Source organism: Acinetobacter sp. WCHAc010034 (genome assembly GCF_001696615.3).
Lineage (GTDB): Bacteria > Pseudomonadota > Gammaproteobacteria > Pseudomonadales > Moraxellaceae > Acinetobacter.
The window spans coordinates 463,260-483,517 of sequence record NZ_CP032279.1; the positions used below are offsets into that span (position 1 = coordinate 463,260).

General features: G+C 49.8%; 21 protein-coding genes. 5 read left to right on the forward strand and 16 right to left on the reverse strand.

Annotated elements, in window-relative coordinates:
* The first annotated feature begins 27 nt into the window (after window positions 1-27).
* Entirely contained in the window at window positions 28-492 is a 465-nt protein-coding gene (locus BEN74_RS03575) for a MarR family winged helix-turn-helix transcriptional regulator (RefSeq protein WP_068912390.1), read from the forward strand.
* Window positions 493-507: 15 nt separating this feature from the next.
* On the opposite strand, the gene BEN74_RS03580 is transcribed toward BEN74_RS03575, so the two are convergent.
* The 5 genes from BEN74_RS03580 to BEN74_RS03600 form a co-directional block, all read right to left on the reverse strand.
* Complete coding sequence (locus BEN74_RS03580; protein ID WP_068912388.1) at window positions 508-1,167, reverse strand: SOS response-associated peptidase family protein; 660 nt, start codon at window positions 1,165-1,167, stop codon at window positions 508-510.
* Window positions 1,168-1,268: 101 nt separating this feature from the next.
* The gene (locus BEN74_RS03585) at window positions 1,269-2,711 is read right to left on the reverse strand and encodes an aldehyde dehydrogenase family protein (protein WP_068912386.1); all 1,443 of its coding nucleotides are present in this window, start codon (window positions 2,709-2,711) and stop codon (window positions 1,269-1,271) included.
* Between the two features lie 570 nt (window positions 2,712-3,281).
* On the reverse strand, window positions 3,282-5,444 hold the full coding sequence (locus tag BEN74_RS03590) for a malate synthase G (protein ID WP_068912384.1): 2,163 nt from the start codon (window positions 5,442-5,444) through the stop codon (window positions 3,282-3,284).
* 377 nt (window positions 5,445-5,821) lie between these two features.
* Window positions 5,822-6,967 carry a cell division protein ZapE gene (zapE, locus tag BEN74_RS03595; RefSeq protein ID WP_068912382.1) on the reverse strand — a complete coding sequence of 382 codons (1,146 nt, stop codon included), beginning with the start codon at window positions 6,965-6,967 and terminating at the stop codon, window positions 5,822-5,824.
* A gap of 85 nt (window positions 6,968-7,052) precedes the next feature.
* The gene (locus BEN74_RS03600) at window positions 7,053-8,060 is read right to left on the reverse strand and encodes a helix-turn-helix domain-containing protein (protein ID WP_068912380.1); all 1,008 of its coding nucleotides are present in this window, start codon (window positions 8,058-8,060) and stop codon (window positions 7,053-7,055) included.
* A gap of 157 nt (window positions 8,061-8,217) precedes the next feature.
* Here BEN74_RS03600 and BEN74_RS03605 point away from each other — a divergent pair, with 157 nt between their 5' ends.
* Window positions 8,218-9,726 carry a flavin-containing monooxygenase gene (locus BEN74_RS03605; RefSeq protein ID WP_068912377.1) on the forward strand — a complete coding sequence of 503 codons (1,509 nt, stop codon included), beginning with the start codon at window positions 8,218-8,220 and terminating at the stop codon, window positions 9,724-9,726.
* 50 nt (window positions 9,727-9,776) lie between these two features.
* Window positions 9,777-10,685, forward strand: coding sequence for a lysine exporter LysO family protein (locus BEN74_RS03610; protein WP_068912375.1), 909 nt, complete (start codon window positions 9,777-9,779; stop codon window positions 10,683-10,685).
* A gap of 102 nt (window positions 10,686-10,787) precedes the next feature.
* Here the strand turns inward: BEN74_RS03610 and pyrF are convergent, their stop codons facing one another.
* Window positions 10,788-11,483: an orotidine-5'-phosphate decarboxylase gene (gene pyrF, locus BEN74_RS03615; RefSeq protein ID WP_171404879.1), complete on the reverse strand. Its 696-nt coding sequence runs from the start codon at window positions 11,481-11,483 to the stop codon at window positions 10,788-10,790.
* A gap of 100 nt (window positions 11,484-11,583) precedes the next feature.
* Complete coding sequence (locus BEN74_RS03620; RefSeq protein WP_068912373.1) at window positions 11,584-12,132, reverse strand: helix-turn-helix domain-containing protein; 549 nt, start codon at window positions 12,130-12,132, stop codon at window positions 11,584-11,586.
* 114 nt (window positions 12,133-12,246) lie between these two features.
* Between BEN74_RS03620 and BEN74_RS03625 the strand changes: the two genes are divergently transcribed.
* Window positions 12,247-12,909 carry an AzlC family ABC transporter permease gene (locus tag BEN74_RS03625; RefSeq protein WP_068912371.1) on the forward strand — a complete coding sequence of 221 codons (663 nt, stop codon included), beginning with the start codon at window positions 12,247-12,249 and terminating at the stop codon, window positions 12,907-12,909.
* Between the two features lies 1 nt (window position 12,910).
* Window positions 12,911-13,234, forward strand: coding sequence for an AzlD domain-containing protein (locus BEN74_RS03630; protein ID WP_068912368.1), 324 nt, complete (start codon window positions 12,911-12,913; stop codon window positions 13,232-13,234).
* A gap of 73 nt (window positions 13,235-13,307) precedes the next feature.
* Here BEN74_RS03630 and BEN74_RS03635 read toward each other — a convergent pair whose 3' ends face one another.
* From BEN74_RS03635 to BEN74_RS03675, 9 genes are all read right to left on the reverse strand, one after another.
* Window positions 13,308-13,673 (reverse strand): lipopolysaccharide assembly protein LapA domain-containing protein, encoded by a 366-nt coding sequence (locus BEN74_RS03635; RefSeq protein WP_068912366.1) that lies wholly within the window; start codon window positions 13,671-13,673, stop codon window positions 13,308-13,310.
* 24 nt (window positions 13,674-13,697) lie between these two features.
* Window positions 13,698-14,000, reverse strand: coding sequence for an integration host factor subunit beta (locus BEN74_RS03640; protein WP_068912364.1), 303 nt, complete (start codon window positions 13,998-14,000; stop codon window positions 13,698-13,700).
* 162 nt (window positions 14,001-14,162) lie between these two features.
* Window positions 14,163-15,839, reverse strand: a complete 1,677-nt coding sequence (rpsA, locus tag BEN74_RS03645; protein WP_068912361.1) for a 30S ribosomal protein S1 — start codon at window positions 15,837-15,839, stop codon at window positions 14,163-14,165.
* Window positions 15,840-15,947: 108 nt separating this feature from the next.
* Window positions 15,948-16,631, reverse strand: coding sequence for a (d)CMP kinase (gene cmk / locus BEN74_RS03650; protein WP_068912359.1), 684 nt, complete (start codon window positions 16,629-16,631; stop codon window positions 15,948-15,950).
* A 17-nt stretch (window positions 16,632-16,648) separates the two neighbouring features.
* Window positions 16,649-17,080 (reverse strand): SRPBCC family protein, encoded by a 432-nt coding sequence (locus tag BEN74_RS03655; RefSeq protein ID WP_068912357.1) that lies wholly within the window; start codon window positions 17,078-17,080, stop codon window positions 16,649-16,651.
* Window positions 17,081-17,143: 63 nt separating this feature from the next.
* Complete coding sequence (gene tadA, locus BEN74_RS03660; protein ID WP_068912355.1) at window positions 17,144-17,656, reverse strand: tRNA adenosine(34) deaminase TadA; 513 nt, start codon at window positions 17,654-17,656, stop codon at window positions 17,144-17,146.
* Window positions 17,657-17,659: 3 nt separating this feature from the next.
* Window positions 17,660-18,784: an enoyl-CoA hydratase/isomerase family protein gene (locus BEN74_RS03665; RefSeq protein ID WP_068912353.1), complete on the reverse strand. Its 1,125-nt coding sequence runs from the start codon at window positions 18,782-18,784 to the stop codon at window positions 17,660-17,662.
* Window positions 18,781-19,494 carry a uracil-DNA glycosylase gene (ung, locus tag BEN74_RS03670; RefSeq protein ID WP_068912351.1) on the reverse strand — a complete coding sequence of 238 codons (714 nt, stop codon included), beginning with the start codon at window positions 19,492-19,494 and terminating at the stop codon, window positions 18,781-18,783. Before ung ends, BEN74_RS03665 begins: the two co-directional genes overlap by 4 nt.
* A gap of 45 nt (window positions 19,495-19,539) precedes the next feature.
* Window positions 19,540-20,136, reverse strand: coding sequence for a 6-pyruvoyl trahydropterin synthase family protein (locus BEN74_RS03675; RefSeq protein ID WP_068912349.1), 597 nt, complete (start codon window positions 20,134-20,136; stop codon window positions 19,540-19,542).
* Window positions 20,137-20,258 lie beyond the last annotated feature (122 nt).

Sequence of the window (20,258 nt, forward strand, 5' to 3'; positions counted from 1 at the left end):
AAATTACAACAAAATCGGGGACCTCTCATGACGAAGAAATATTCAAAATTCTTGCCGGTAGGTGATAATTTCAGCTTGGAAAGCTTTCCCTATTATTGGGTGACGCAAGTGCATGCCCAGTACGTGCTGAACGTCGATCATGCATTGAAAAAATACGGCGTGGATAACTCTAGGCGCCGCATTTTGCTTGCGCTGAAATCCAAACCGAACGCAAGTGTCTCAGATTTATCTGAAATGATGGTTTCCAAGATGTCGACCACCACCAAAATCGTCTACCGGCTTAAGGATGAAGGCTTTGTTGACACCTATTCCTGCGAAGATGATGCCCGCATTACCCGGGTCATCCTCACTGAAAAAGGCCATCAGATGACGCAGAAAATTAACGACTTGACCAATGTGGTGCTTGAGCAGTCCTTTGAAGGCCTGACCCCGCTTCAGATTGAAAAAACCATGGAAAGCTTGAAGCATATCTTCAAAAACCTTTCACGTTAATTTGCAGCCAATATATCAATCGAAAAAATTCAGCTGGGGACTGATTTTTTCGATTTTTATTTTTGGCGCATGCAAGCATTCAAACTCATCTGCCGGAAAGCCCTCAACAAAGGGCTGAATATCCGGGCTGCTCCAGTTCAGCCATTCCGCCAAGCGCTGCTGCGGTATCACAATCACCGAACGCTTGACACTGCCCGGCGCATGGAACTCCTTCATCATGGGATGATCAATGGCATCCATAGTAATCATGCTGGCCGAACGGATGATTTCACCGCCTTTCTGGCAAATGTCATACAGCGCAGCGATATAGAACGCATTGCCGTCCTTGCGCCTGACGCCCCAGCGCTGCGGCTTATTGTCAATATATTTTGATTCATAAAACTCTGCAGCCGGCATGACGCCAAATTTGCATTTACTGACCGCGTTGACAAAGCTTGGCTTCTGCATCAGGGTTTCATTGCGGGCATTGTAGGTTTTCAGCGCAATTGATTTATCATCGGCCCATTTGGGAATCATGCCGAAATGCACTTTGCGCCATTCCAGCCCCTGCTGCGAATGAAACAGCAAAGGCAGTTCATAATTGGGATAGGCTTCATCCGCATATTCAAATTCTATCTCAGGCAAGCTCAACTGCTGCAGCTGCGCAATGGTCAGCGGTTTGAAATTAGCGCACATGGTTCAAGCCATTCAGAAAAGTACAAATCATCATAAGCACGCGCTGCTAAGAAGGTCAACTCAGCGCCGGATTAAGCGGGCTTCCGCCCGCTTGTGTGCACTCACAGCGGGAGCGTCATCCAGTGAGTGCGGGTGAATTCTTCAAAGATCCAGCGCCCATTGAACCGCCCTAGACCCGAGTTTCTCTCGCCGCCAAAAGGCGCATTGGCATGATCCGCCACGCTGATGCCGTTGATATGCGTCATGCCGGCATCCAGCTGGGCCGCAAAGCCGGCGCCGCGCTCCAGATCCCGGGTACACACCGCGCTGGACAGGCCGAAGCGCGTGCTGTTGGCCAGCTCTAAGGCATGCGCTTCATTTTCCGCCTGCAGAATAGGCAGGATCGGCCCAAAGCTTTCTTCCAGCGCCAGATCTGAAGAGGAATCGACATTGATAAAAATATGCGGCGCAACCAAATTGCCCTGAATCCCGCCATCATAAATCAGCTCTGCGCCCTGCTCTAGCGCAACTTGAATGATCTGCTGATGCTTTTTCACTTGCGCTGCATTGATAATCGGCCCGATCAATGTCGCAGGGTCATCCGGATCACCGACTGCAATCTGCCCGACTCGGGCCAGCAGCTTTTCAACATAAGCGTCATGAATCAAGACATCGGCAATCACCCGGTTGGTGCTCATGCAAATCTGCCCCTGATGCAGGAAGCGCCCCATGACGGTCAGCTCAACAGCCAAATCCAAGTCCGCGTCATCCAGAATCACCAAAGGCGCATTGCCGCCCAGCTCCAAAGCCAGCCGCTTCAAGCGTTCCCCGCCCACCGCCTTGGCCCCGACCCGCTGGCCGATTTCAGTGGAGCCGGTAAAGGAAATCATTTTAGGCACAGCATGCTCGGCAAAGTAATCGCCGATTTCACTGCCCGAACCGGCGACCACGCTGAGAACGCCTGCTGGCAATCCCGCTTCTTCAAACAGTTTCCCCAGCAGTGTTCCGCCGGTGACAGGCGTCTCGCTGGCCGGCTTGAGCACAACTGTGTTGGCGCAGGCAATCGCCGTCACCACTGAACGCATCGACAGGTGAAACGGAAAGTTCCAGGGGCTGATTACCGCAATCACGCCCAAAGGCTTGCGCAAAAATAAACTGCGCTTCTGCAGATCTTTACTTTCCAGTTCTTCTGCAAGCATTTGATCTGGAAAAGCGCCGGCTTCCTGAATAATGCCCAGCGCGGCGTCGACTTCTATATTGGCCTTAAGGCGCGTGCTGCCGGATTCGCGAATCAGCCAGCCGACAATCTCATCCCGCCTGGCGCGGATCAGGTCCTGCAACTTCTGAATCACCGATTTCCGCAGTTCAGCGGATTGAATCAGCTGGCCATGAAATGCCTTTTCCGCAGCGGCATAGGCGCTGTCGACATCGACAATGCTGGCGCCCTGCAGTGCAAAAATAAGCTGCTGTGTGTATGGATTGAGATTATGTATTGTTTTAACCGAAGTGCCGGCCTGCCAATGGCCGCCAATCAGCTGCTGATCCAAACCCTGATATGCATCCATACACTCACCTGTTTTTTATTCATTCAGACCACTGTATCTGTTTGAACAGATCATTTCCAGCATTCCGGCGCGCCGGTAACGTTTCGCAATCAAAATACCGCGGCCGCTGATTTTCATCTAATGATGCTGTAAAGCCTGGCAATCCTGTGCGCCCAAAGCGCATGCTTGAGGTAATGCTGATCAGTTAAGAAGTTTATGGTGAAACTTCTTAATTTTGGGGGCTATTCACGGCGGAGTCTTACCGTTTTTAAATCGAATTTTTGGAGCTCGTTTTGTTCCTTTCGAAACAATGTTTCTCATTCGCCAAAAGAACCAAAAACATTTGTCATCCGCGAAACCTGTTCACTTTCTGCACTTAAACAGCTTTCGTCGCAAAAACAGTCCATTTCAAAGACCACCGCTTCGCCTTACGCTTCGAGCAAAAGCAGTGCTTTTACTCTTGCTCAGGTTGCGGATGACGCTTCCGCGTATCAAATAAAGTCTAGAATTTAAAAAGAAAAAGCCAGTCAGTTTCTTAACTGACTGGCTTTACCGCTACAGCGGGCTTTTTTGCAGATTTACAGCTGAGGATTAGTCACCTGTATAGCCTTTCAGCTTCAAGCGCGCCGCGTGAAGCAGAGGCTCAGTATAGCCAGAAGGCTGTTCGCCGCCTTTGAATACCAAGTCATAAGCTGCTTGGTAAGCATAGCCGTCAAAACCAGGCGCCATAGCGGTATATTCCGGATCATTGGCGTTCTGCTCATCCACAATTTTCGCCATGCGCTGCATCACTTCTTCAACCTGCGCTTTGCTGACAATGCCGTGGCGCAGCCAGTTTGCAACGTGCTGAGAAGAAATACGCAGTGTTGCGCGGTCTTCCATCAGGCCGACGTTGTTGATGTCAGGCACTTTAGAACAGCCTACACCCAAGTCTACCCAGCGAACCACATAACCCAAGATGCCTTGCAGGTTATTTTCCAGTTCTTTGGTTTTCTCTTCTTCAGTCCAGCTGGTGTCCGCCGCTAAAGGAGGCGTCAGCAAGTCATCCAGTGACAGCGGCTGAGTGTTCAATAATTCTTTTTGACGCTCAGATACGTTGCACTGATGGTAATGGATTGCGTGAATTACCGCGCCAGACGGAGACGGAACCCATGCGCAGCTTGCGCCCGCTTCCGGATGCTCAATCTTGGTTTTGTACATGTCTAAAAGCATGTCCGGCTTCGGCCACATGCCTTTGCCGATTTGCGCTTTGCCGCGCAGGCCAGCCCGCAGGCCGATCATTACGTTGCGGTTTTCATACGCCGGGAACCAGATTTGAGATTTCACTTCGCCTTTGCGGACGAATGGGCCAGCTTCCATGAAGGTATGGATTTCATCGCCTGTACGGTCCATGAAGCCAGTGTTGATGAAGATCGTGCGGTCTTTGGCTTGCGCAATACAGTTCTTCAGGTTGACTGAAGTGCGACGCTCTTCATCCATAATGCCGATTTTCAAAGTTTTCGCCGGCAGGCCAAGCGCCTGTTCAGAACGCTCAAACAGCTCCACTGCAAAAGCGACTTCTTCCGGGCCGTGCATTTTCGGCTTCACGATGTACATTGAGCCTTTGCGCGAGTTCTTAATGGTGTTTTCGCCTTTGATGTCTGCAAAAGACAGCAATGGAGTAATCAGCGCATCCATGATGCCTTCGTAGATTTCAGCGCCATCTACAAGGATTGCCGGATTGGTCATTAAGTGGCCAACGTTGCGCAGAAGCATCAGCGAGCGGCCGTGCAGCTTGGTTTCGCCGCCAATTAAGTTCTTATGCGTACGGTCTTGGCTCAATTTGCGGGTAACGGTTTTGCCGTTTTTCTCGATAGACTCTTCCAAAGTGCCTTTCATCAGGCCAAGCCAGTTGCGGTAGCCTTCAACTTTTTCTTCAGCGTCTACAGCAGCAATCGAATCTTCCAAGTCCTGAATTGTAGTCAATGCAGATTCAAGAACCAGGTCTTTTACGCCGGCTGCGTCTGTTTTGCCAATCGGGCTGTTCGCATTGATTTCAATGATCACGTGCAGGCCGTTGTTCAGCAGAACGATTTCAGTTGGCGCAGCTTCTTCGCCGTTAAAGCCGACGAATTGCGCTTCTTTGGCCAAAGCCGCTGTTGAGCCGTCTTTTAAAGTAACGGCTAATTTCTTGCCTTCAACCGCATATTTAACTGCATCGGCATGCGAGCCATGTGCAAGCGGGAAAGTTTCATTGAGGAAGTTTTTAGCGAATGCGATAACTTTTTCGCCGCGGACCGGGTTATAGCCCTTGCCTTTTTCCGCGCCGCCGTCTTCAGGGATCACGTCAAAGCCGTAAAGCGCGTCGTATAAAGAACCCCAGCGCGCGTTCGCAGCATTTAAGCAGTAGCGCGCATTGCGCACAGGCACAACCAGCTGCGAGCCTGCCAGCAGTGCAATTTCTTCGTCTACATTTTCAGTGGTAATTTGGAAATCTTCTACTTCTGGTACCAAGTAGCCAATTTCTGTAAGGAAAGCTTTGTAAGCTTCGAGTTCAAATTTGTTGTTGCGGTGCCATTCATCAATTTTCGCCTGAATGTCGTCACGCTTAGCCAATAGTGCTTTGTTCTTTGGGCTAAGATCGACAACGACTTGTTCAAAGTTTTTCCAGTATGTTTCACTGTCCAAACCAGAACCCGGAAGTGCTTCATTTTCGATGAAATCGTAAAGTTCTTTAGCAATCGCTAACTTGCCTTTTTGAATACGTGCAGTCATTGTCTTTCCTGATATTGCTACTTTTTATAACAAGAGATTCCAGTATACCTATTTATACTTAGCTGAATAGCACTATCACATTACTAAATAGCGATCATTTTCCATTAAACCAATACCCTTATTATTTAATGAAATGAAGATCAGAAATGCGACATCATCATCAGCTTGAATGCTCTCAAACAGTTTATAAAGTTTTTGAGATGCCGAAATTAGACTTAAGTGCAGAATTTTGCCTCAAAACTGTACAAAATATCCATTTTCAGTCTTAGGGAAACTAGATTAAGCCATGAAAAATGAGAAATGTCGATAAATTCGCCAGCCTATTTTGCATAAAAAAAGCGCCGGATTGCGGCGCTCATTTTGTGCAGTTTTTTTGCCTATTCAGCATTCTCAGGCGCATTAATCTGGCGGTGCGCCGCGTTCAGGTAATCATCCGACTGCATTTCCAGCAGGCGTGAACGCGTGCGTTCAATTTCAAAGGCTAATTTATCACCCTGATAAAGATCAACAATCGAATCTTCTGAGGTCAGCAGCAGCTTTACCCCGCGGTCATAGAATTCATCGACCAGATAAATAAAGCGGCGCGTGCCTTCAGACAGGTAATCGGTCAAATGCGGCACGTTGCTGACCAGCACGGTATTGTAAATATTGGCAATTTCAATAAAGTCCGCAGGGCTGCGCGGCTTCAGGCACAGCTCTGAATATTCGCACCACAGCACGTCTTCGGTATGGCCAATGGTTTCAACAATGCGCTTATTGATGATGATCGGCTCTTGCGACTGCAGCTGAGTCTGGGTCAATGCGCTGAAGCGCTGCGCCATCCAGACTTTATTTTCATGGGTTAAAGGCGACTTGAACAGCTGCGCCTGCTTCAGCACGCGCAGGCGGTAATCCACACCGGCATCGACATTCAGCACCGCGCAGTGCTTTTTCACCATTTCAATGGTTGGAATAAAGCGGTCACGGTGGATGCCGTTCCGATACAGGCCGTCCGGCGCAATGTTTGAGGTTGCCACCAAAGTCACGCCGCGGGCAAACAGCTTCTGGAACAAATCGCTCAGGATCATTGCGTCGGTGACGTTGGAAACAAAGAATTCATCAAAGCAGATCACCACGGCTTCTTTGTAAATCTGGTCCGCCACCATCTCCAGCGGATTGCGCTGGCCGGACAGCTTATTCAGTTCACGGTGCACATACTGCATAAAATGATGGAAATGCATGCGGGTTTTGCGGCGGAACGGCACAGATTCGTAGAACTGATCCATCAGCCAAGTTTTGCCGCGGCCGACGCCGCCCCACATATACACGCCGCGCGGCGAGCTTTGGCGGCGGAAACGGCGGAACGCTTTTTTAGAAGCCTTAAAGCGCTGCAGCAGCTCCTGCCAGACCCGGTCCAGCTCATGCACCGCCTGCGCCTGCGCGTCATCCGGCAAAAATTGTCCAGAAGCCAGCGCCTGCGCATAGCGCTCTGCCGGTGAAATTGGAGTAAAAGCGGTGCTGTGTGGAGATTGAAAGTCTGACATATCATTTAATACTATTTTAGGCTATAGAAAAGTATAGCGAAGATTGAACCGTAATATATAACACTTTGGCATTAATATGCTTAGGCTATTTTGTATATTGGCGCGGGCTTTGGCCAAACCAGCGCTTGAACGCATGGTTAAACGCCGCAGGCTCTGAGTAGCCTAGAAGTTCCGCAATCATCTCAATTGAATACTCCTTATATTCAATCAGGCGCAATGCCTTGTCCTTAATAATCTCTTCCCGGATCTGCTTGTAGCTGGTGTCCAGCTGCTGCAGCTGATGGCGCAAAGTGCGCTCCGGCATATTCAGCGCCTGCGCAGTTTCCGCCATGCTGGGCATCGCCCCGCTCTGCAGCTCCAGATAATCCTGAACCCGCTGCACCAGCGAAGGCGCATCTTCATCTGCCTTCAGGCGCTCCAGCTCGGCAATGCATTTAGATTCATACAGCTTGAAGGTCACCGGATCTGCCGAAGGGATTTTCACATCCAATACTGCCTGATCCAGCCCAAATGATGCAAACTGCGCGCCAAATTTGACCTGCACGCCGTAATAGCCGTGATAAACCGCCAGCTGCGCCGGATCTGCCGGCTGCAGGAACGGCAGTGCAATCTGCACTTGCGGCGCAGCCAAGCCCATCATTTTGTACAAATCGCGGATAAACTTGTAAGTGCCGGATATTTCAGCCTGCGCCAGCAGCAGGCCCAATGCAGTATGTATATCTTGAGGCTTGTAGCGCAGCGTGGCGCGGCGTTCAGAAAAATCCAGCGCCAAGCGCCCGGTTAAATGCGTCAGCTGCTGAAAGCGGATGCCCTGATCCAGCACGGTGCGGATGTCCGGACTGGTGACCAGCAGCATCAGCAAGGGGCCATAGCCCGCCAGCGCATAGTGCTGTCCAATAAACAGGCCCTGTTCCGGCGCCACGCCTTCACCAATGACTTTCAGCACATCCCATTCTAAACTGGGATGAATCACCGAAGCCGCGTCCAGCGCATCTATGCGCAGCCCAATGCCCTGCAGTTTTGAATCGACATCTATCCCTGCCTTGCGCATGCCCTGCACCAGATACATCAAGCTTAGAATAGATCGCTTCATAGCCGCACAAACCCATGAATATTTTTACCTTTTGTACTATAAAAAGCCGGGCTTGCAAATTGCCGTTTAGATCAATTTTCCTGTCAGGCGGATCATGGCGCTGCAGCGGCCGGCTGCTTTATGCTAGGCAGCATAAGGACAATAAGAGCTTAAAATCATGCACAGCGCACAGCAGCACCCCTCCATGCAAAAAAACCGGATTGCAATCATCGGCGGCGGCTTTGGCGGCATCGCCATGGCGATCCGCCTGCTGCAGAACAATATTCAGGATTTCATCATTTTAGAAAAAGCCGCCAGCTTTGGCGGCACATGGCGGGAAAACCGCTACCCCGGCGCGGCTTGCGATGTGCAGTCGCATATGTATTCGCTGTCTTTTGCCCCGAAAGCCGGCTGGTCAAGGCGCTATGCCGAAGCGCCTGAAATTTTCGATTACATTCAGGGCTTAATTGCTGACTTTGACTTAGCCCGGTATGCGCGGCTGCAGTGCGAGGCGCTTTCGGCGGCTTATTTGGAAGATGAATGCCAATGGCAGCTCACATTAAGCGATCAAAGCACCTTAATGGCGCAATATGTCATTTTTGCATCCGGCCCGCTGCATGTGCCGCAGATTCCGCAGATTGCTGGCATCGAAAAATTCAAAGGCAAAGTTTTCCATTCTTCGCAATGGGATCATCAATACGACTTGCATGGCAAAGCCGTCGCCTCGATTGGCACCGGCGCCAGCGCCATTCAGTACATTCCTGAAATTGCCCCGCAGGCCAGGCAGCTGTATGTATTCCAGCGCACCGCCGCTTGGGTGATTCCGCGCGATGAGCGCCTGTACAGCAGCATTGAAAAGCGCCTATTTGCAAAGTTTGACTGCCTCAGAAAGCTGCACCGCGCGCGCCTGTACTGGTCGAATGAATCCCGCGCTGTGCCGATTATGCAACCAATAATCATGAAATACGCGCAGAAACTGGCGGAAGCCTATATCCGCTTTCAGGTGAAAGATCCAGCTTTAGCCCAAAAACTCACGCCAGATTACCTTATGGGCTGCAAGCGGATTTTAGTTTCCAGCAAATACTTTCCTGCATTCAACCGCAGCAATGTGGAACTGGTGACGGAAGGCATTCAGGCCCTGACTGAACACAGCATTTTAACCCAAGACGGTAAAGAGCGGAAAATCGACTGCCTGATTTACGGCACAGGCTTCATTACCGACCCGCGCATTTATTTAAAGCCCTTTCACTGCACGGGGCTGCATGGTATTGAATTAAAGGATGCATGGAAGGACGGCGCGGAAAGCTACTATGGCATCAGCACAAAAGGCTTTCCCAACCTGTTCCAGCTGCTGGGCCCGAACACCGTGCTGGCGCATAACTCCGTGATTTTCATGATTGAAGCGCAAGTGGAATACATTCTGCAAATGATGCAGCTTGCCGAAAGAACCCAGACTCAAGCTATTATGGTGAAAGATCAGGTGCAAGAGCGCTTTAATCGGCAGATTCAGCAGATGCTCAGCGGAACAGTCTGGCAATCCGGCTGCGTGAGCTGGTATCAGCAGGATGGCGGCAGAAATTTTGCGCTTTGGCCAATCTATACCTGGAAATACTGGCTGAAAACCAGAAAACTGAACCCTGCGGACTATGTTCTTTTGTCTAAATCCAAAGCAGGCCGTGCAGCTTAAATCTGAACAGGTCATAATAGGCAGGTGTCCTTCACCTGCCTATATATGTTATGCAATCGCTTTGGCTGATTTTCCAACTTCTGTTTTGCCTTTTTCTCGGCTTCGCCCTGGCCCGCAGGCTGCCACAAAAAATTGAACAATTCTGCTTTAAAATCCTGCCCTATTTCACCTATGTGCTGCTGATTGCGATTGCCATCGAGTTTTCGCAGACACTGCACAGCATCAGCAGCCCTGCGCAGATTTTGCTCAGCGCGCTCAGCATTGCATTGGCAACTTCAGCAGGCGCTTTTCTCTGCTGCTATGCCCTATTCAAGGCGATTGGCTATCAGCCGATGCAGGGCAAAGTATCGGCAGATTTGCTGGCCGGCTCCCTGCTGAACATCAGCTACGCTTTTTTTGCGCTGGCGCTGGGCTACGGCATTGCGGAACTCTCCGCATATTTCTCCATCAGCTTCCATGTCAGCACATGGCACCTGCTTTTAGCCTTTATGTATTTGATCGGCTTAGATTTAGCCTATTCTCCGCTGGACCGCTCATGGCTGAACTGGAAGATTCTGCTGATCCCACTGGCCTGCATTATCGGCTCAACCTTAGGCGCGGCGGCGGTGTCTTTCTTCCTGAGCGAGATCAGCCTGAAAGATTTAATCATGCTGTCCCAAGGCTATGGCTTTTATTCCATGACCGGCATTGTGGTCACTGAGCTGAAAAATGCGCATCTCGGCAGCATCGCCTTAATTAATGATTTATTTAGAGAAATTTTTGCGATTTTATTTATGTATTTAATTGGCTGGCGCTATCCTCGCTCGGCGATTTCTTCTGCAGGCGCAACCGCCATGGATGTGACCTTGCCGATGGTCAAGCAGGCTTGCGGCAATGATTTCATCCCGCATGCCATGGTCAGCGGTTTTGTTTTATCTGTGCTGGCGCCGATTGCGGTGAGTGTGCTGGCGGCGCTTTAACCGCCACCACTTCAGCCCCCTTTCAAGAAGAGGGCTGAACAGAATTCATTCCGCCATAAAGATCCTCTCTCCCTCTGGAAGAGCGTTAAAGAGAGGGTGAAATTACAGCGATGCTAAAATATCTTTCAATGTTTGGCGCATATTTTCCGACTGCGTAATTGGGCGGCCAATCACCAAATGCGTAGAACCGTCCAGCATGGCCTGTTTCGGCGTGACAATGCGCTTTTGATCATCTGCGCTTGAACCCGCAGGGCGGATGCCCGGAGTCACCAAGGCAAAGTCCTGACCCAAAGCGTCACGCAGCATTTTCGCTTCCTGCGCAGAACACACCACGCCATCCAAGCCGCTGTCTTTAGTCAGTTTCGCAAGGCGCTGCACCTGTTCAAACGGCTCAATATCCAGGCCGATATCACGCAAGTCTTCACGGCCCATTGAGGTCAAAACCGTTACCGCGATCAGCTGAGTTGCATAGTTTCCAGCCTTCAAGCGCTCCACGCAGGTTTCCATCATCTTACGGCCGCCTGAGGCATGCACATTCACCATCCACACGCCCAAGTCCGCAGCTGCGCACACCGCCTGCGCCGTCGTGTTCGGAATATCATGGAATTTTAAATCCAGAAAAACTTCAAAGCCCCGGCCATGCAAGGCTTTCACCACGCTTGGGCCTTCATGGGTAAACAGCTCTTTGCCCACTTTTACTCGGCATAATGATGGATCAAGCTGATCTGCTATTGTTAAGGCGTCATATTGGCTTTTGGCATCCAAGGCAACAATAATACTCACGAATCTCAGTTCCATCCCATAAAAGTGGACCAATTATAAAGTGATTAACCAGATGAACAAAGCAGCAAAGCGCCGCTCATGAAAAAAACCTGATGATTTGATGCATCAATATGCGCTAGCGCTGTTCAGAAATTAAGATGGCGCGGGTATCAGGCTCCAGCGCCTCAAAAATATGCGCCTGATCTGCAGGATAAAAAATATAGTCCCCAGCATTCAGCAATGCCGGCTGGCTGGCCAAACCGACCTTGGCCTGCCCTTGCATGATGATAATATGCTCCGCACTGCCGATGGGATGCGGCTGGCTGCAGCGCGGCTCCCCGGGGTTGACCGTTAAAATATACACATCCCGCCTTGCGTTGGGCGGACACGCCGCCAGCAGCACCGCCTGATAATGGGCAATGTCTGAGGCGACTGCAGGCCCTTCCCCGTAGCGGATCACCTGCGCAGCCTGTATTTGCGTTTCCATCAGTTTTGCAAACGGGATATCCAGCGCAACGCATAAAGACCACAAGGTTTCCAGACTCGGATTTCCCTGCCCGGACTCCAGCTGCGAAAGTGTTGACTTCGCAATGCCTGCCCGACGCGACAGCTCCCCCAGAGATAAACCCGATTTATGCCTTTCTTTCTGCAAATTGCTTGCAATTATTTCAATAGGTAAACTCATCAATATCTCAAAATGCACAACTGTTCGATTTGACGAACAATACAAATACTATTACCATAAAAAACGTTCGTTCAATTTAAAAAACACCCTATCTGCAAAATACCGGCGCCATAAATGAACAGTGAAAAAATTAAAACACTTCCCAAAGCATTAATAAAGTCCATTTTAATGCTCTGCCTTGCCACCGCTGTAATCGGCGTTTCATTAGGCTCATTGGCCGCGGCCTATGAACTGCCCTTATGGATTCCTGTTCTGCTGGCAGCCACCGTGCTTGCCGGCGCAGCGGAATTCACATTTATAGGCATGATTGCTGCCGGCAGCAGCCCGGTAACAGCAGCGCTTGCCGGGCTTGTAATCAACCTCCGGCATTTGGCCTTCGGCTGCGCCATTTCAGGATTCATTGCGTCAAACCGGCTCAAATTCATCGCCTGCCACATTATGAATGATGAAAGCGTCCTCTTTGGCCTAAGCCAGCAATCCATAGAACTGAAAAGGGCGGCCTACTGGCTCTGCGGCATCGGCATTTTATTTGCCTGGCCGGCCGGGGTGATACTCGGCTATTTTCTAGGCAGCAGCCTGCCTTATGCAAAGGCGCTGGGCATTGATGCAATTTTTCCGGCGGTACTGTTTGCGCTCACTTTCAAAGCCTTGAAAAGGATGGAAACCCGCAAATCCGCAATCTCGGGCGCGCTGATCAGCATAGCGGCATTTCCGCTTCTGCCTGCAGGGCTGCCTGTATTGGCTTCATTGCTCGGCCTGTATATCGGCAGGAAATAAAATGAATCAGCAGCTTTTGATTTTTATCGGGATTTGTATTTTAGCCGCCGGCACCTATGCCATCCGCTTTGCCGGCTTGACGCTGACCCAGCATTTCATCCTCAGCCGGCAGCAGGAGCAGCGCCTGAGCGATGCCGCCACAACTTTGCTGTTTACCATTGCGGTGCTGGACACTTTATTCAGCGGTTCCGAATGGGCTGGCTTAAGCCGTTTATTGGGCGTCGGGGCGGCCCTATACTTGATTTGGAAAAACTATTCCTTATTGAGCATTATGGCTGCCGCTGCAGGCATCACCGCGCTAAGCCGTTTCTGCGGTTTCAGCTAGCGCGCAATCAATACGCTGAAAAAAAAGCTCTTTACTGCCAAAACAGTAAAGAGCTTTAGAAACAGCACAGCGATTACAGAGGGTGTGAATTCTTATCTTCCGGGTGGATATCCAAGACAGTTTTTTCATGCCTTGTATGCGCAGCGGCCTCAGCAGCGGCCAGTTGCGCCGCATGAATCTGCTCTTTGCGCAGGTGTTCAATGTCTTTACGCAGCCTTTTGATTTCCCAATTGTTTTGAAATACGCGGAATACCTGAACTGCAAGCAGCAGCCCCAGCACAATACCTAAAGCTAAAGTCAGCAGCAGCAGCAGGCCTAAGCGCATTGCAGGCACTTGAGTAAACAGCAAATCTACCGACAGTTCTGTTCCATTCTGCAAAACCAGGAACAGCGAATAGCCAAACAAAACAATAAGCAATACGACTAAAACGTAGCGCATAAACACCTCTGAATGAATCTTAAATTATTCTGAAGATTCGTTTACTGCATCACGCAGCGCTTTGCCAGGCTTAAAGTGAGGCACTGCTTTTGCAGCAACTTCAACCGATTTGCCGGTTTTCGGGTTACGGCCAACGCGCGGTTCACGGTGATGCAAGGCAAAACTGCCAAAACCACGAATCTCTATACGATTGTCTGATGAGAGCGCTTCAATCATCTGATCAATCATAATCTTAACAGCTTCTTCAACCAGCGGTTCTGCTAAATGCGGGTTTTTAAGAGAAATACGCTCTATTAAGTCTGACTTATTAAGTGCTTCAGTAGTCATCTGCGACCTCTTTAATTATCAAGCTACTTGGAATCGATTCCTAATAATAACCTGTTTAAATACAAAACGGTAGCGCAATAATGGCTTACTGCGCTACCGTTTACAGTAATTGTTCAAAAAGTATTGTTTAATTTACATTAACAATACAAATCAAATACTTACTTAGTGGTTCATTTGAGCTTTGATCAAGTCACCAATAGTCTTAGGACCATTGTCTTGAGAAGTAGCAGCTTGACGTAAGTTAGCTACAGCTTCTTTCTCTTCAGCTTCGTCTTTCGCTTTGATAGACAAGTTGATAGAGCGTGATTTGCGGTCAACGTTGATGATTTTCGCTTCAACTTCTTGGCCAACTTCTAAGAATTTAGTTGCATCTTCAACGCGGTCGCGGTTGATTTCAGATGCTTTCAGAGAAGCTTCAACTTCGTCAGCCAGCTTAACAGTCGCGCCTTTAGCGTCAACTGCAGTTACAGTGCCTTTAACCAGCGCACCGCGTTCGTTAGCAGCTAAGAAGTCATTGAACGGATCGCTGTTCAATTGCTTGATGCCAAGGCTGATACGGTTGCCTTCAGCGTCAACTGAAAGGATAACCGCTTCAACTGTGTCACCCTTCTTGTAACGGCGGATAGCGTCTTCGCCTTGCTCGTTCCAAGAAATGTCAGACAAGTGAACTAGGCCGTCGATGCCGCCTGGCAAGCCGATGAAGATACCGAAGTCAGTGATAGATTTGATCGTACCAGAAACTTTTTCGCCTTTGTCGTGGTCTTTAGCAAACTCTTCCCACGGGTTAGCGCGAGTTTGTTTGATACCCAAAGAAATACGGCGGCGTTCTTCGTCAACTTCAAGAACCATAACGTCAACTTCGTCACCGATCTGAACAACTTTAGACGGGTGGATGTTTTTGTTCGTGTGGTCCATTTCTGAAACGTGCACTAAGCCTTCAACGCCTTCAGCGATTTCAGCGAAGCAGCCGTAGTCAGTCAGGTTAGTAACGCGTGCTTTAACGATAGAACCTTTAGGGTAACGGTTCATGATCGCTAACCATGGATCTTCGCCTAATTGCTTAAGGCCTAAAGATACGCGGTTACGCTCTTTGTCAAACTTAAGTACTTTAACAGTAACTTCTTGACCCACTTCAACAACTTCTGAAGGGTGCTTGATGCGTTTCCAAGCCATGTCAGTGATGTGAAGAAGACCGTCAATACCGCCCAGATCAACGAATGCGCCGTAATCTGTAAGGTTCTTGATTGTACCAGTAACTGTTTGACCTTCTTCAAGCTGAGCAAGAAGAGCTTCACGGTCAGCTGAAGATTCAGCTTCCATAACAGCGCGGCGTGAAACAACAACGTTGTTGCGTTTAGCGTCAAGCTTGATTACTTTGAATTCCAGCTCTTTGCCTTCAAGGTGAGTCGTGTCACGGATAGGGCGAGTGTCTACCAAAGAACCTGGCAGGAACGCGCGTACTGGACCGATGTCAACAGTGAAACCGCCTTTAACTTTACCAGAGATAACACCAGTAACGATTTCGCCGTCTTCAAAGATTTTTTCAAGTTTAGTCCAAGTTTCAGCACGCTTCGCTTTTTCACGTGATAAAACAGTTTGGCCCATACCGTTGTCGAGAGCTTCAACAACAACATCAACAGTGTCGCCAACTTGAACTTCAAGTTCGCGTTGTTCATTTAAGAATTCAGCGCGGTCAACAATGCCTTCAGATTTAAGGCCAGTGTCAACTGTTACCCAGTCAGAGTCGATGCTTACTACAACGCCTTGGATGACTGCACCCTTTTCAACGTTGAGGTTTAATTCGCTTTCTTCAAAGAGGGCTGCAAAAGATTCGGTCATGATATTTCCGATAAAGTCAGCGGTCTTGGATCAGACAAGGCCGGTTTAATTAAGCGTCTACATAGTCCGTATAAAACTGATCAAGCTATGCTTTTGCTGAAAAATTCTTTAGTTCGCTAATTTCCGGTCGATATATGCGGTCATCAGATTGAATACTTCATCAATGCCCAGAGCTGAGCTGTCAATGATGTAGGCGTCTGCGGCCGGCTTGAGCGGAGCGGCTGTGCGCCCCATATCACGCTTATCGCGGGCTTGGATATTAGCTAAAATGTCGTTTATTTTAGCATCCATGCCCATGCCCTGCAACTGATTTACGCGGCGCGCTGCCCGCGATTCAGCCGAAGCGGTCAAATAAATCTTCGCCTGGGCCTCCGGAAAAATTGCAGTGGCCATATCACGGCCATCTGCCACCAGGCCCGGCGCTTGCGCAAAAGCGCGCTGGCGCTCCAGCAATGCAGCTCTAAGCGCTGGAATTGCAGCCACTTTTGAAGCCAGCTCGCCAACCCGTTCGGTGCGGATGGTTTGGGTTACATCTTCGCCATCCAGCAAAATCTTCGTGCCCGCCTCAGCGGTCACAAATTTTATGTCTAAATTTGCTGCAATTTCGGCGCATTTTTCCAGTTCAGCATCCAGCTTTTCCAGCAAATCCCGCTTATGCAATGACAAGCCCAGCAAACGGTACAGCGCGCCAGAATCCAACAGGTTAAATTGATAATGCGCCGCCAGCTTGGCCGCCAATGTGCCTTTGCCTGAACCGCTTGGGCCATCAATCGTAATAATATTTACCGTCATTGCTCTTCCGTCATTACCTATACAGTTTTTGCGAGTTTTGAAAAACCCAGCTTAATCGCTGATTTCAGCTGGGCAAGAATGAATTTGCTGACAAACGGCGCGCGCGCCTGCAGTTCAATGGTATATGTGACAAGGGTTTTTCCTGCATCGATCGGCTGAAACTCAATAATGCCGAGATGATGCTTCACCAATGGATTTTTAATAATTTTATATTCGATGCGCTGATTCGGCTCCAGCAGGGTAATCTGTTCCTGCAAAGGCTTGATTGGGCCTAAGCCCAAGCGGCGCACGGAACCCAAGCCGTCCGGACGCTCAGGGTCGGCAGAGTCTTTCACCCGCACAACCTGAATTGGCGCAAATGCCACGTTATAGGTCGAATGCTTGGACAGCAGTTCAAAAACCTGCTCTACAGGCGCATTAAATTCTTTTTTAACAGTAATCTCGTTCATTTTTTATCCTTAAGAGTGCAGCGTGATTTTTGCCAAAGTTTACCCGATCTCAGGCGGCTGGTTTTAATCATTTAAGGACTTTTCTTGTATTTTTTGCTGACGCTTCTGTTCACGGCGCATCTTGAAGAATGCGCTGAGCTGCTGCGCGCACTGCTCCTGCAGGCAGCCCGCCTCAAATTCAAAAAGATGATTGTAATATCCTGTTTCCAAAAGCTGGCGCGCGCTGACCAATGAACCAGCCTTAGGCTCTGCAGTGCCGAACACCACCCGCTTAATGCGCGCATGCACCAGCGCCCCGACGCACATGGTGCACGGCTCCAAAGTGACATACAGCGTTGCATCATCCGGCAGGCGATAATTTTGCAAGGATTCGCAAGCTTGGCGGATGGCCTGAATTTCAGCATGCGCGGTTGGATCATTCAGCGTAATCGGGGCATTAAAGCCTGAACCGATAATCTGATTTTGACTGACAATTACAGCGCCAACAGGAATTTCTCCTTTCAGCGCTGCCGATGCAGCCTGCGCATAGGCCTGCTGCATCCAGTATTCATCACTGTACGGCTGTTCCTGACTCATGTATCAGCCAATCACACCGTATTGCTTCAGCAGGCTGTTCCAGCTTTCAATGCTGGTTACCGGCGGATTGCTGCCCAAAATGCCTTTCAATGAAGCATCCGCGCCGGTTTTCCACTCCGGCGACAAGTCTTTATCCACCAGGCGCGCGCGCACGCCTTCAACAAAGTCCGGATGGCGGATCTTCCAGTCTGAGATTTGCGTTTCCAGCTCAAAGATTTCATTCCAGGAATGCACCTGCTTGCCCCACTGCCACAGCAGCCAGGTCAATGCCGCAGTCACCGGCGAGCCTTTCTGCAAATTTTCGCTGGCTTGGCGCAGCCAGTCGCTGCGCGCATCGCTCAGGCCAATAATCGAGGCATAGTCATGCTCAAAGTTCACGCCGCGGCAGACGCTTTGAATCACGTCCAGTGAGTTCTGCAGCGGGCCCGGCCCCACCGGGCGGTGCATGCTGTTCAGCGTATCATCAATGGCGCGGAAATCGCCGGCCGGGTAATGATCCCAGTCAATATTCACCACTTTGCTCAGCACCGTATCGCGCTGCGCATCGCAGATATGCGTGGCCCAGCCGATGCCGTAAGCGCCGGCTGCCGTCATGATCGACCCGGTCAGGCCGGTAAACAGGCCAATCGCGCCACGGTCCGCCAGGAAGCGCGTTGCGCCAACGTCCGGATACAGGCCGATATTGATTTCAGGCATGGCCAGGCGGGAATACGGCGTCACCAGGCGGAATGGCGCAGCCATGAACAGGCCCAAGCCGCCGCCCATCACATAGCCTTCGCCCCAAACCAGCACCGGCTTGGCATAGTTGTGCAGCAGCAGGTCTAAGGCGTATTCCTGCTCAAAGAACCGGTTTGCCGCTGCAGTTTCGTCATTAATTACCAGCTGGCGCAGCTTGCGCACATCGCCGCCGGCGCAGAATGCTTTCGGCGTGGTTGAATCCAGCCAAATGGCCTTGACGCCGGCATCGGAATGGAAGTCCTGAAAGACTTCCAGCAGTGCCGAAACAATGGATTCATCCAGCGCGTGCAAAGATTTAGGACGGTTCAGGCGAACAATGCGCCAGCCGTTTTTCGCTTCTTCTACAATCAAATCCGGATGATAGTTTTTAGAAATGGGAGAATATGTCATGCGTCCAGCTGCCAATCTACAGGCTCAATGCCATGTTGTTTAAGATAATTATTGGATTTTGAAAATACTTTGCAGCCGAAGAAACCGCCCCGGTTTGCAGCCAATGGAGATGGATGCGCTGCTTTCAGCACCAGGTGCCGGGTTTGGTCAATCCGCTGCCCTTTACGCTGCGCATATGCTCCCCAAAGTATAAAGACAATATGCTCGCGCTGTTCGTTCAGCACATCAATCACGCGGTCGGTGAAATCTTCCCAGCCGCGCTTTTGGTGAGAAGTCGGCTGCCCGGCTTCTACAGTCAGCACGCTGTTCAACAGCAGCACGCCCTGCGCTGCCCAATGTGACAAATCGCCATGCTTTGGAATTTCAATGCCAAGGTCACTGTGCAGCTCATGAAAAATATTACGCAAAGAAGGAGGCAATGCAACCCCTTTCTGCACTGAAAAGCTTAATCCATGCGCCTGATTTGGCCCGTGATACGGGTCCTGGCCTAAAATCACCACCTTTACATTGGCGATAGGCGTGGTGTTCAGCGCATTAAAAATTAATGGATTCGGCGGATAAATCACTTTATTGGCGTGTTTTTCCTGAACAAGGAAGTCTTTTAATGCATCCATTTTAGGGCTAAGCAGAAAATCGCTCAGGCCATATTTCCAACTCGCATCAAGCTGCACCTTTTCCAGCTGCGCCTGCTGCTGTTCAGTTAAAGACATACTTGTTTCCTAATTCCTTTTTTAGCTTACAGCGGCAAAGCTGCATTAAAGTTTAACCTGCAGATCCACACTCGGGTTTTGAAATCTTAGTCCCTGCTTTAATTTTTCATACATCTCAGGGTCAGCCCACTCCGACTTAACCTGCTCTGAAAATACGATCTGATCCAGATGCAGAATGCCCATCTGCGCATTTTCAATATCTTCAGCAAAGCTTTGCGCATAGCCGGTGTCGGTTTCATGCACAATCACCGAATGCACTTCAACATCGCCTTCGCCATTCTGCGTTTCGGTCGATGCCAGCACCTGCTGCGCCAGATAGAAGAAAATCCGTGAAAACTGCTCCGCGGACGGCGATACCGGCAGGGAAACCCAGCGGGCGCTGAAGTTTTTGCAGGCCTGCATGTATTCAGCATCGTCCTGCTGCCAGAAACAGATGGCATGGTCAAAACTGTCGAACAGCTCCTTAATCACACCTTTCAGCAGCCCGAAATCATATACCATTTGACCGTGATCTAATTTCGAAGCTTTAAGCAGTAACTCAACTTTATAGCTGTGCCCATGAATCGAACGCTTGCAGCGGTCCGAAGTGCAGTTCCGCACAATATGAGCATTTTCAAACTTAAATAACTTACGAATTAACATATGCCTTAATTCAATCAAAATCTGCGAATTTATCGGGATTATAAAGCAAAACTAAAACCTTGAGCATTAATTTTACAGTTCAATGCAATTGATAAAACACATTGGCTTTCAGCCGGCCAGCA